The sequence below is a fragment of the Streptomyces sp. NPDC096311 genome, from assembly GCF_044763085.1.
Taxonomy (GTDB): Bacteria; Actinomycetota; Actinomycetes; order Streptomycetales; family Streptomycetaceae; genus Streptomyces.
In genome coordinates this window covers 138035-150512 of the sequence record NZ_JBIWFN010000025.1, presented here as the reverse complement: position 1 = coordinate 150512, position 12478 = coordinate 138035, and the positions used below count along the sequence as shown (strand labels likewise).

Annotated in this window: 9 protein-coding genes; 4 read left to right on the top strand and 5 right to left on the bottom strand. The window is 72.2% G+C overall.

Annotation, left to right across the window (positions count from 1 at the left end):
• Positions 1–19 precede the first annotated feature (19 nt).
• Positions 20–1180 carry an XdhC family protein gene (locus ACIRA5_RS44555; protein WP_403701625.1) on the top strand — a complete coding sequence of 387 codons (1161 nt, stop codon included), beginning with the start codon at positions 20–22 and terminating at the stop codon, positions 1178–1180.
• A complete protein-coding gene (locus ACIRA5_RS44550; protein ID WP_403701622.1) occupies positions 1164–1820 on the top strand; it encodes an SRPBCC family protein in 657 nt (218 codons plus the stop codon). The genes ACIRA5_RS44555 and ACIRA5_RS44550 overlap by 17 nt, the downstream gene beginning before the upstream one ends.
• Positions 1821–1825: 5 nt before the next feature.
• Here ACIRA5_RS44550 and ACIRA5_RS44545 read toward each other — a convergent pair whose 3' ends face one another.
• The 4 genes from ACIRA5_RS44545 to ACIRA5_RS44530 form a co-directional block, all read right to left on the bottom strand.
• On the bottom strand, positions 1826–2326 hold the full coding sequence (locus tag ACIRA5_RS44545; protein WP_403701619.1) for a metallophosphoesterase family protein: 501 nt from the start codon (positions 2324–2326) through the stop codon (positions 1826–1828).
• A gap of 27 nt (positions 2327–2353) precedes the next feature.
• Positions 2354–3520, bottom strand: coding sequence for an acyltransferase family protein (locus ACIRA5_RS44540; protein ID WP_403701616.1), 1167 nt, complete (start codon positions 3518–3520; stop codon positions 2354–2356).
• 105 nt (positions 3521–3625) lie between these two features.
• The gene (locus tag ACIRA5_RS44535; RefSeq protein ID WP_403701613.1) at positions 3626–5146 is read right to left on the bottom strand and encodes a HEAT repeat domain-containing protein; all 1521 of its coding nucleotides are present in this window, start codon (positions 5144–5146) and stop codon (positions 3626–3628) included.
• A 58-nt stretch (positions 5147–5204) separates the two neighbouring features.
• Positions 5205–7646 carry a SpoIIE family protein phosphatase gene (locus ACIRA5_RS44530; RefSeq protein WP_403701610.1) on the bottom strand — a complete coding sequence of 814 codons (2442 nt, stop codon included), beginning with the start codon at positions 7644–7646 and terminating at the stop codon, positions 5205–5207.
• A gap of 179 nt (positions 7647–7825) precedes the next feature.
• Here ACIRA5_RS44530 and ACIRA5_RS44525 point away from each other — a divergent pair, with 179 nt between their 5' ends.
• A complete protein-coding gene (locus tag ACIRA5_RS44525) occupies positions 7826–9985 on the top strand; it encodes a SpoIIE family protein phosphatase (RefSeq protein WP_403701698.1) in 2160 nt (719 codons plus the stop codon).
• Between the two features lie 149 nt (positions 9986–10134).
• Here the strand turns inward: ACIRA5_RS44525 and ACIRA5_RS44520 are convergent, their stop codons facing one another.
• Positions 10135–11550, bottom strand: a complete 1416-nt coding sequence (locus ACIRA5_RS44520; RefSeq protein ID WP_403701608.1) for a S1 family peptidase — start codon at positions 11548–11550, stop codon at positions 10135–10137.
• A gap of 669 nt (positions 11551–12219) precedes the next feature.
• Between ACIRA5_RS44520 and ACIRA5_RS44515 the strand changes: the two genes are divergently transcribed.
• Complete coding sequence (locus tag ACIRA5_RS44515; RefSeq protein WP_067360085.1) at positions 12220–12435, top strand: hypothetical protein; 216 nt, start codon at positions 12220–12222, stop codon at positions 12433–12435.
• Positions 12436–12478: the final 43 nt, after the last annotated feature.

Genomic DNA, 12478 nt, shown 5'->3' with positions numbered 1-12478 from the left:
GTGGTGAGCGGAGCGAGCGATGCGTGAGATCCTCCCGGCGCTGGAGCGGTGGTACGCGGCGGGCTCCCCCTTCGGGCTCGCCACGGTGGTCACTGTCAGCCGCAGCGCGCCCCGGGACCCGGGAGCCGCCATGGCCGTGGGGCCCGGCGACGAGGTCGTGGGCAGTGTGTCCGGCGGCTGTGTCGAGGGGGCGGTGTACGAACTGGCCCAGGAGGTGGTGGCGTCCGGCGAGGCCCGTCTGGAGACCTTCGGGTACAGCGACGAGGACGCGTTCGCCGTGGGACTCACCTGCGGCGGCGAGATCACCCTGCTCATCCGCCGGGTGACGCCCGCCGAGGACCCCTCGTTCGCCGCGGTGGCCGACTCGGTGGCCGCCGGCCGGCCCGTGACGGTGGCGACGGTGATCGAGGGACCGGCGCCGCTCGGGGCCACGCTCGCGGTGTGGCCGGACGAGGTGGCCGGTTCGCTGGGCTCCACGGGTCTGGACGTGGCCGTCACCGCCGACGCCCGCGGCGAACTGGCCCAGGGCGCCACGATCCGGCGGCACTACGGGCCGCACGGCGAGCGCCGCGAGGACGCCGTGACCGTCTTCCTCCATTCCTTCGCGCCGCCCCCGCGCATGCTCGTCTTCGGCGCGATCGACTACGCGGCGGCGGTGGCCCGCATCGGGGACTTCCTCGGCTACCGGGTCACGGTGTGCGACGCCCGCCCGGTCTTCGCCACCGCGAAACGGTTCCCGGCGGGTGTGGAGGTCGTCGTGGACTGGCCGCACCGCTATCTGCGCGGTACGAAGACGGATGCGCGCACGGTGATCTGCGTCCTGACCCACGACCCGAAGTTCGACGTGCCCCTGCTGGAGGAGGCACTGCGCCGCCCGGCCGCGTACATCGGGGCGATGGGCAGCCGTCGTACCCACGACGACCGCAGGAAACGGCTCGTCGACGCCGGTCTGTCGGAGGGCGAGCTGTCCCGGCTGCGCTCGCCGGTCGGGCTCGACCTCGGCGCCCGTACGCCGGAGGAGGTGGCCGTGTCCGTCGCCGCGGAGATCGTCGCACTGCGGTGGGGCGGCAGCGGGGCGCCGCTGACGGCGACGGGCGGGGCGATCCATCCCGGTCCCGTCGATACGCCTGCCGGACCCGTCGGCACGCCTGGAGGAGAGCAGCATGGAACTGCATCATGAGTTCACCGTCCCCGTTCCCGTCGACGACGCCTGGCGGGCGCTCCTCGACGTCGAACGGATCGCCCCGTGCATGCCGGGCGCGACGGTGGACGACTACGACGGCAAGACCGTGACCGGTTCGGTGAAGGTCAAGGTGGGGCCCATCACGGTGACGTACCGGGGCACCGCCGTCTTCGAGGAACAGGACGAGTCCGCGCACCGGATGGTACTGATCGCGAACGGCAAGGAGACCCGTGGCCAGGGCACGGCACGGGCCACGGTCACGGGCACGCTCGCCGAACGCGACGGCGGCACGGCGGTGTCGGTGCGGACCGATCTGACCGTCACGGGGCGTCCGGCGCAGTTCGGTCGCGGCGTCATGGCGGAGGTGGGCGACAAGCTGGTCGGGCAGTTCGCGGAGTGTCTGGCGCGGCGCCTCGAGGAACCGGCCGGACGAACCGAGTCACCCGAGCCGGTCGAACCGTTCCAGCCGGCACGACCAGTCCAACCGGTGCCGCCGGTCCAACCGGTCCAACCGGTCGAGCCGATCGACCTGTTGCGGACCGCCGGGCCGCCGGTCGCCAAACGCGTGGCGGTCGCGGTGGCCACCGCCGTACTGGCACTGGTCTTCGTGCGCATCCGACGGCACCGGCACGCCTGAGTGCCTCAGCCGGGGTCGACGCGGTGCAGGGTCACCTCGGTCAGCTGTCCTTCGGTCACGGTCGCGGTCATGTACGTGTGGTGCGGCTGGCGGCGGCGGTCGGTCGGGGAGCCCGGGTTGAGCAGGCGCAGGCCCGTCCCGGTGGTGGTGTCCCAGGGGATGTGGCTGTGTCCGAAGACCAGGACGTCGAGGTCGGGGTAGCGCTCGGCGCAACGCCGTTCGCGGCCCTGGGCGGCACCGGTCTCATGGACGACGCCGAGGCGCAGACCGTCCAGGTCGACGCGGGCGACCTCGGGGAGGCGGGCGCGCAGGCCCGGGCCGTCGTTGTTGCCGTACACCCCGACGAGCCTGCGTGCCCGCTCCTCCAGCAGATCGAGGGTGGCGGTGTCCACCCAGTCGCCCGCGTGGACGACGACGTCGGCGTGCGGGAGTTCGGCCAGCAGCTGCGGCGGCAGCGCCTCGGCCCGCTGGGGCAGGTGGGTGTCGGACATCAGGAGCAGACGCACGGCACCCACCCTAGGAGTGCGGTCGGGTCACCGCGAGGAGTGCGGTCGTGCCGGCCCGCGCCCTGCCGCGAACATGGACTTCCATGATCGGTTCCGCTTGAACGGCAGCTCGAACAGCTTGGCGAACAGCCACGCTCCCAGCACCGAGGCGGGCAGTGCCAGTGTCAGCGTGAACCAGAACGCGGGCAGACCGGGCGATACGAAATGGGGGGCCATCTTCCGGCAGACGATCATGACGATCGGCAGGTGAACCAGGTAGAGGCTGTAGGAGAAGTCGCCGAGGCCGCGCATCGGACGCGTGGCCAGGAGCCGCATGAGGAACGCGGGTCTGCCGGTGGCAACCGCCGCGATCATCATGGTCATGGCGGGCGCCACGGCGAGATCGATCCAGAAATAGTGGTCCACCGTCCACACCGACCCCTTGATGACGACAAGCGCCACCACCGGCAGGGCGGCCAGAGCGGCGAGCCAGTGCCACGGCAGCCGCCGGACCTTCTCCGGCGCGACGACGATCCCCGCGCCCACCAGTCCCGCGACGAACACGGGGGCGAGGTTCGGCGTCAGCCAGTTCACGCCTTCCACCGGTGACGCGTTCGGCGCCAGCAGGCCACGCGCGATCACCAGGAGCGTCACGCCCGCGATCAGGACGACCGCGCCCAGCCGCCGTCGGAGGAGAAGGAGGAGCGGAAAGACGAGATAGAGCTCCGCCTCCACGCCGATCGACCAGAACGCCCCGTTCGGCGTGGGAGCCGTGAACATGTCCTGGACCACGAAGCCGTACACCAGAACCGATGCGCCGGTCGGCGGTCCGAAATGTGAGGCGGGCACCACGAACCAGGCGACCGCCAGGCTCAACGCGAGGGCCGCCCAGTAGGGAGGCAGGATGCGCCACGCGCGCCGCCGCAGGAACCGGGAAACGCCGCCCAGGTGCCAACCGTTGCGCGCCGGCGAGATGGCCAGGGAGAAACCGGACAGCACCAGGAAGAAGACCACGGCGAGACGCCCGTACATCAGCCAGCCCAGCCAGGCGGGACCCGAGTTCTTGGGAAAACCCGGCATGGTCAGAAGCCAGCAGTGGAAGAGCAGCACGTAGAGCGCGGCCAGGCCGCGGAGCCCGTCAAGGCCCAGCACCTGGCCGCGACCACGCGTTTCGGGCCGCTGCAGCGGTGGAGAGACGGTGAGTGGGGTTCCCATACTCTCTCTCACGTGTCGTCCCGGGCCGATGTTCAACTACCGTCCGGTCATCGGTCCGTACGCCTCGGCGCCGATGCGCTGGAACAACCGACCGGGCCGGACCGCTCAGCTCGGCGTGTCGACGCAGGGCCCGGCCGGGTCTGCGAGCGTCCGCGCCAGCCGCCGTATCTCCGCCACGTCCAACGCCGGGTTCGCGGCTGCCGGATGGGCCAGTTCCTCGTCGTCGAGGAGTTCCGTCAGCCGGGGCCGCGGGAGGTTCGGGTGGCGGGTCGCCGCGGCCCGTACGGCGGGGTCCGGGTCCCTGGTGAGGCGTTCCACGACGGCCGGCGCGGTCTCGGGGTCGCGCACGGCCAGGGCCCTGACGTCGGGGTCCTCGTGGTCGGCGAAGGCGGCCAGTCGGGTGGTCGGGAAGTTCGGCCGGGTGGCGAGGTGCGCGCGGTCGGGACCGGTGTACTCCAGGAAACTGCGCAGCAGCAGGGCCGCGGGGGCGTCGGGATGGTTCTGGGCGAGCGTGACGCGTACGCCGAGGTCCTCGTCGTCGGCCAGGCGTGCCACGAGGTCCGGCGGGAGCGTGTGGACCCCGGCCGCCCTCCTGCGCAGCATCGGGTGGGCGGACAGGGCGTCCCGGCGGACGCTCTCGGGGTCCCGTGGCACCGACGGTGCGGGCCGGTGGTGGAAACCGCAGTCCGTGGGCACCTCGTAGTCGATCGCGGCCCGCTCCTCCTCGCTCAGCGCCGGGTGCACGGACAGCGCGAGCCGCACCGTGGGGTCGGGGTCCACGGCCAGCGCACGGCGTTCGGCGGGTCCGAGGTCCGCGCGGTACGCGATGCCCTCCCGGACCTCCGGGTCCGGATCGGCTGCCAGCAGGATCACCACATCGGCGGGGAGGCTGGGGTTGCCGGCGATCATCGCCCGCTCGTCGTCACTGGCCGGAGCGGTCAGGACAAGGTCCACGACGGCTCTGGTGAGGGGCAGGTTGCACAGCATGCCGGTGCGTGCGTGACAGGAATGAGCGGGCAGCGCGCTCTCCAACCAGTCCGCGTCCTCGTTGTGCGTGTGCAGCAGCGCCCTGTCCCGGACGCCCTCGTCGGGGTCCGCCAGCAGCGCGGCCCGGGCGTCGGCGGACAGCCACTCCCACGCGCCGACCCCCCAGCGGCGGACCTTCGCGTCCGGGTGCGTGTGCATCGTCCGCAGCAACTCGGTGGAGATCTGCTGGTAGAAGACGCCGCCGAGTTCGTCGTTCCCGTACGTCCTGATCATGTGGACGAGGGCCTCGTCGGGCAGTGGTCGGGGCCTGCCCCCGAAAGGCATCCGGGGCCCATCGGCGAAGTGGGCGCGGACGAACCACTCCGGATCGTCGATCAGTCGTACCCGCTGGGCCGGACCGACGTGGGGATTGCGGGCGAAGAAGCTGCGGGTGTACGTGTCGGGGTGCTCGACCACCGCGTCCACGACGGCGTCGGGCAGGACCCGGTCGCGGCACAGCACCATCCGTACCGCCGCCGGACCGTCGGCGAGAAGCCGCAGCAGGACGTCCTGCGGGGTGGACGGGTTGAGCGCCAGCCCTGCCAGCCGCCGTGCGGCCAGGCCGGCTTCCTCCCATATCCGCTCAGGCGTCTTCACCATGCGCAGTCCCCCCGTGTGTAATCCGGCCCCCGCCCCCAGGAGCACCTGGTGCCCGACCCTATCCGCCTGCGTCCAGCGGGATTTCGCTCCACACCTGCTTGCCGCCGCTGACCGGCACGGTGCCCCAGGTCGCCGACATGGCCTCGACGAGGAGGATGCCGCGGCCGCCGGTGGCCTCCCAGCCGATGCTGGTGGGCTTGACGGGCGTACGGGGTGAGGTGTCGGCGACGGAGATCCGCAGGCGGTGGTTGATGAGGGTGATGTCGAGTCTGACCTGCCCGTCGGTGTGCACGAGGGCGTTGGTGACGAGTTCGGAGACGACGAGGAGCGCGCCGTCCATGCTGTCGTCGGGCACGCCCCAGGCGCGCAGGGTGCGCCGGGTGAAGCGGCGGGCGTGCCGGACCGCCTCCGGGACGCGCCACACCGTCCAGCTCTCCCGCAGCGGGCGGGTCTCCAGACCGTCGTAGCGCATCAGGAGGAGGGCCACGTCGTCGCTGCGGTTCGCGCCCGTGAGCAGTCCGTCGGCCACCACTCCGAGGTGGGCGGGGTCGGACGCGGTCAGTACGCCGGCCAGTCGGTTCAGTCCGTCCTCGATGTCGACCTCGGCGGACTCGACGAGACCGTCCGTGGTCAGGGCGAGGACCGTGCCGCGCTGGAGGCGCAGCGGGATCATCGGGAAGTCGGCCTGCGTGACGACGCCCAGTGGGGGTCCGCCCTCGGACATGGTGACCTCCGTTGTGCCGTCCGGGTGGCGCAGCACGGGCGGGTGGTGTCCGGCGCGTACGCACCAGGCGGTGCCCTCCTCCAGGTCCACGTCGACGTAGCAGCAGGTGACGAAGAGGTCGGTCTCCAGGTCCATGAGGAGTCGGTTGGCGTGCTGCACGACGACGTCCGGGGGGTGGCCCTCGACGGCGTACGCGCGCAGGGCCGTGCGCATCTGGCCCATCAGGGTGGCCGCCTGGGCGTTGTGGCCCTGGACGTCGCCGATGACGAGGGCGACGTGGTTGTCGGGCAGCGGGATGACGTCGTACCAGTCGCCGCCGACCTCCAGGCCTGCCGTGGTGGGCAGATAGCGGGCGACGGCGACCGCGCCGGGGATCCGGGGCAGGCGCCGCGGCAGCAGGGAGCGCTGGAGCGTGCCGACCAGTTCGTGTTCGGCGTCGAAGGCGCGGGCGCGTGTCAGGGCCTGGCCCGCGAGGCCCGCGGACGCGGTGAGCAGTGCGCGCTCGTCGGAGCCGAACTCGTGCGGGTCGTCCCAGCCGATGAGACACGCACCCGCCATCCGGCCGCCGGCGGGCAGCGGCAGGATGGCGAGACCGCCGGGGCCGACGTCGGCGAGCGCCGGTTCCAGGGGTGCTCCGGCGGGCCAGACGGCGGGGCGCCCCTCGATGAGGGCCGCCTCCAGCGTGGGCATGGCGCGTACGGGCGCGTCGGGCCACTCCGAGCGCCACTCGGAGCGCCACACCTCGGGCCAGGCTTCGGGTTCGGGAGGGTCGAGGAGGGTGACGACGAGGCGGTCGCCCTCCAGTTCGGCGAGGGCGATCCGGTCGGCCCGCAGGGGGCCCCGCAGCGCGGCCACCACGGCCCGGCCGACGTCACGGACGGTGCCCGCGGTGGCGAGGGTCGAGGCGAGTCGCTGGACGCGGACCACGTCGCTGACGCCGGAGCGCAGTGTGGAGGCGTCGGTGACGGTGCCCACGAGGTGCGCCGGGAGCCCCGCTCCGCCGGGCACGAGTCGGCCGCGCAGCCGTAGCCACTTCGGCTCTCCGGAGGGCTGGAGGATGCGGAACTCCAGCTCGCGGTCGCCGATGGACATGTGGCCCGCCTCCACCACGGACATCAGCGCGGGCAGGTCCTCGGGGACGGTCATCGACAGCAGGCTCTCGACCTTGCCGTCGAACTCGCCCGGGTCGAGGCCGAACAGCTCCAGCATCTCGTCGTCGACCTCCAGGTGTCCGGTGTCCATGGCGAGGTCGAACGAGCTGGTGGGCCGGGCGGCGGCGCGCGGCGAGCCGGGCGCGGGGGTGACGGCGGCCTCGGCGATCAGACCGAGGCACTCCCGGTCCTCCTCGTCGAAGCCGCCCGGGCGCTCGCCGGCCGCCACGAGGCAGCCGCCGTCCGCCAGGGGCAGGACAGCCAGCCAGAAGTCCTGGGACGGCAGCCTGCGGGCGTCGGCGCAGCGGGCGATCTCCGCCGGGCCGAGCCACAGCGGTCGGCCCGAGCGGTACGCGTCCGCCGCCGGGGAGCCGCCGGGGAGGACATAGCTGTCGCGCAGGCCGTAGAGCGTCCTGGGGACGCCTGCCGACTCGGACAGGTACAGCTCGTCGCCGCTCTCGGTGGGCGAGTACACCGCGACGACGCTCGCGCCCGCGAAGACGAGTGCCTGTTCGAGCACGCGGCGCTGTCGCTCGCGCGGGTCCAGGTCCGGGGTGGGCGTCTTGAGGGCAAGTTCGGCACGCAGCGTCCTCTTTCCGCGTTCCGCAGCGCCCTCACTGACCACGTCCGCAATTACAGCGCTTCCGGGACGCTCGCGCAGCCCCTGCGACCGTTCCGGGGCCGTCGGGCCTGCGACGGAGCCCGGAAAGCGGCACCCTGTGCCGCGCGTGGCGCTCGCCGTGCGGAAGGGGCCGTCACGAGGGAGCCTTGATCCCTGAGCCCGTCGCACGGCCCTGCGAGGAGGTGGTCGGCGTGTCCGGCTGGCAGAGGTCCGAGCAGGCGCCGGCGGATCGGCCGACGCCCGTCGGACGGCCGCTGCTGGCACTGACGCTGGCCTCGATCCTGGAGGAGGTCCACGCCCACTCCGGGGCGGTGTACCTGCTGACGCCGGATGAGTCCGTGCTGGAGATGGCGGTCATGGCGGGCATGCCCAGGTCGTTCGCGGCGCCGTGGGAGAGGGTGGGGCTCAACGCGCCGATTCCGGTCGCCGTGGCGGTGCGGGAGCGGCGGCTGGTCTGGGTCGGTGGCGAGGAGGAGATGGCCCGCCGCTTCCCGCGGATCGCCGTGGTCCTGCCGTACCCCTTCGCGCTGGCCGCCCTCCCGGTGGCGACCGAGGGCACCGTGTACGGCGCCGTCTTCGTGACCTGGCCCGGCTCGCACCCCCCGGACCTCTCCGACCGGGAACGCGACCAGCTCACCGCGTCCTGCGCCCGGCTCGCGCTGCGTCTGGAGCGGGCCGCGGCGGCGCACCTTCCGGTCCACCCCGAGCCCGATCTGCTCGCGCCGTCCGCAGCACCGGCCACCGGCACGCTCGGCACGGTGGAGGCGGCGCGGATGGTGGCGCGGTTGCCGTACGGGATGTGCGCGCTGGATCTGAACGGCCGGGTCAGCTTCGCCAACGCCGCGACGGCCGACATGCTCGGCGTCCCGGTCAGCGGGCTGCTGGGCACCCAGCTCTGGGCGTCGGTGCCCTGGCTCAACGACCCCGTCTACGAGGACCGTTACCGGGCCGCGCTGATCAGCCAGCATGTGACGTCGTTCGTGGCGCTGCGGCCGCCCGGCAACTGGCTGTCGTTCCGGCTCTATCCTGGTACGACCGGACTGAGCGTGCGCATCTCCCGGGCCCGGGCGGTGGCCGAGATGGGGCGCGTCGAGTCCCGGCACGGCGAGGACGACACCACCCCGCGCCTGGTGACGATCACTCAGGTGCTGAGTCTGGCCGGCGCGCTCACCCAGGCGGCGAGCGTCGAGGACGTGGTGCAGCTGGTGGCGGACGAGATCGCGCCGGCCGTCGGCAGCAAGGCCCTGGTCGTCCTCGGCTCGCGATCCGGCCGCCTGCACGTGCTCGGCCATCGTGGGTACGCGGACGCGCACATCGTGGAGCGCTGGCACGGGGTGCCACTGAGCGCGCAGACCCCGGGCACCCAGGCCCTGAAGAGCGGGGTGCCGACGTTCTTCGACTCCCGTCAGCAACTGGAGCGCCTCTACCCGAACCGAAGTGCGACACCCGACGGGATGGCGGCGTGGGCGTATCTGCCGCTGATCGCGTCCGGACGGCCGGTGGGCACCTGCGTCCTCGGGTACGCGCAACCGCACACCTTCCCGGCGGACGAGCGTGCCGTGCTGGCCAGCCTCTGCGGTCTGATCGCGCAGGCCCTGGAGCGGGCCCTGCTCTACGACGCCAAGCTGCTCCTGGCACAGGGTCTGCAGGCCGCGCTGTTGCCGCACTCGTTGCCCGCGCTGCCCTCGATCGAGGCGGCCGCGCGCTATCTCCCGGCCACTCAGGGGATGGAGATCGGCGGGGACTTCTACGACCTGGTGCCCTCGCAGGGTCTGGCCGCCGCGGTCATCGGTGACGTGCAGGGGCACAACGTGACGGCGGCGGGCCTGATGGGACAGATCCGCACGGCCGTACGGGCGTACACGACCGTCGGTCAGCCGCCGGAGGAGGTCATGCGCAGCACCAACCGGCTGCTGATCGACCTGGGGGCCGAGCTGTTCGCGAGCTGTCTCTATCTGCGTCTCGACCCGGCGCGCGAGGTGGCCGTCATGGCGCGCGCGGGTCATCCTCCCCCGCTGCTGCTGCGGCCGGACGGGCGGGTCCGGGTGCTCGACCTGGCCGGTGGGCCACTGCTGGGGATCGACGCGGCGGCCACGTATCCGACGACCGAGGTGCCGCTCGTCCCCGGTTCGGTCCTCGCCCTGTACACCGACGGTCTGATCGAGTCGCCCGGCGTGGACATCGAGGACGCCCTGGCCGACCTCGGCCGCAAGCTCACCGAGGCCGGTGACCTGTCGCTGAACGCGCTGGCCGACCGTCTCGTCGAGCAGAGCGGGGCGGCGACGCAGGAGCGGCTCGACGACGTGGCGCTGCTTCTCTTGCGGGCGCGTCCCCACGACTGAGCGGTACCGGAATCCCGCGGGGTCCGGCCCTCTCGTGAGCGGCGGTGGAAACGCGGTGGGGTCCGGCCCTCCCGCCGGAGGGCCGGACCCTTCCACTGCCGACCGGGCCGTGGTGGCGCGGCCGGGTCAGTGGCTCGTGGTCACCGGTGTCACGGGGTGCTGGTCACCAGGCCGGAGCCGGCGTCCATACCGGTGCTGGACTGGTCGCTGCCGGTCCCGGACTGGTCGCTGCCGGCCCCGGACTGGTCGCCCGCGGCCGGGTCGGTGGCCGCCGGGTCCGTGGCCGCGGGGTCGGTCGCGGCCGGGTCCGTGGCTGCCGGGTCGGTCGCGGCCGGGTCCGTGGCCGCCGGGTCGGTCGCGGCCGGGTCGGTGGCCGCCGGGTCGGTCGCCGCGGCGCTCGCGTCGCCGGCACCCGCGGCGCCACCCGCGCCGAGCGTCGCGCCGGTCGCCTGGAGGGCCGCGGTCACGGGCTGGAAGAAGGTCTCGCCGCCGACGGTGCAGTCACCGCTGCCGCCGGAGGTCAGGCCGATCGCACTGCCGTCCGCGGTGAACAGGGAGCCGCCGCTGTCGCCCGCCTCGGCGCAGACGTCGGTCTGTATGAGACCGGTGACGGTGTCGACGCCGTTGGGGTCGGTCTCACTCTGGAAGTTGACCGTGGCGTCGAGACCGGTGACCGAGCCGTCGTGCAGACCGGTGGTGCTGCCCATCCGGAGAACCTGCTGACCCACCGTGGCGTCCGCCGCCTGGGTGATCTGGACGGTCTTCCCGTTGCCCTCGTTCACCTCGCTCGCCGCCTGGGTGGCGGGGTCGTCGTACTTCACGAGGGAGAAGTCGCCGGCACCGGGGAAGGTGGCCTGGTCGACGGTCGCGACCGGCTGCCCGTTCTGCGAGTCCGACCACTGCTTGGCCGCGACACCGCAGTGTCCGGCCGTCAGGAAGGCGGGGGCGCCGTCGCTCGCTGTGACGTTGAAGCCGAGGGAACAGCGGACACCGCCCGCGTCCGTCTGGGCGAAGATGGCATCACCGCCCGACACGAAGGTCTTGAACGTACCGGCGGACTTCTTGACCGTGGCCACGCCAGAACCGAGCGAGTCGACGGTCGACGTCAGCTTGGCCCACTTCGCACCCGTGACCGTGCTGTCGGCGGTGACCTGGACCTGGTTCGTCTTGGGGTCGATCGACCAGGCGGTGCCGGGGATGGTCGCGTCGGACTTCAGTGTCTTGGCAGCCGTCCTGAGCGAGGACAGGCTGTTGTTGACGCTGCGGGGAACAGCGCCGGCCTTCTCGACGGTGTTGACGACATTGCTGTTGTTGCCGACGACATTGATGATGACCTGCTGCTTCGAGGCGTCCCAGTACGCGCCGCCGAAGGCGTCACCGAGCTGGGAGGCGATGAGCGAGGCCAGGCTCGAGGCGTCCGCGGACTTCAGCGTCTTGGGAGTGGCGTCCTTCGCGTCGGTCTGCGAGGCGTTGGCGTGGGGCAGCAGCAGGGCCGCCGCTCCGAGCGCCGCGACGCCTCCGACAGCGATGGCGGCCTTGCGCTTGGGAATCCTTTTGTGACTCAACTCTTTGACCTCCTGGGGACGGGGTCGAGGCCACCGTCCGGCGGCTGACTAGGGGGCGCCTGGATGCCTGTTGATACGCGTGAGCCTCGCGGGCTGTTCAACTGTGTTTAAAAAAGAGCCGAGTTGGCTGGGCCAAACACATGAAATACCAGGCAATCGGGCCATTACACCGAGTGAGCAGCCAGTCCGACACGCTCCGCTACCGACCGGTAACGGTCCGTCTTCCGACAGGAACGGAATCCCTACTTCAGGGAATCTGCACATCGAATACGCAGGCGCCTCACGGCGGACAGCGGATCTGCACACTCGCGCGCCCCCCTCCGCGCCATTGCGGTGGGACTGTCCCTTTCGGGCACGGGGCGACAAGCGCGGGGACGGAACAATGCCGTGCAGCATGTGAAGAACTGACTGCCGAGACGTGCGCACACCTGCACGGTTGGGCCCCGGCCGCGCTCAAGTTCGCAGGTGGGAGCCCCGGTTGATTGGATGCGCGCGCCGCGAGCGTGCTTTGATCCGTTGCACCGCGGAGGTCGCAGCCAGGCATTCGGGAACGGGCACCCCACAGCGCCCGGAATCGGGTGCCGCACCCCCGCGGTGGCGGCCGTCATCTGTCCCCAGAGGGGGGCCGCTCTCCCCCTTATGAATATCCATACGAAGGGAAGTTCCCTCATGAACTCCACCCCCCAGGTTGCCACCGCCGAGATCTCGGACGCCGACCTCGACAACGTCTCCGGCGGCCTGTCGCTGAACGCCGTTGGCACCGTCTCCGGCCTGGTCGACGGTGTTGCCCCGGTCTCCGGCCTGGTCAACACGGTCGTCGGCACCGTCGAGGGTGTCACCGGCCTCAACACCGCCCCGGTCACGGGCCTGGTCGCCGGTCTCTGATCGCGTTTCAGTGCCGTTGAGTCCCGGAACCACTCCCCGGTTC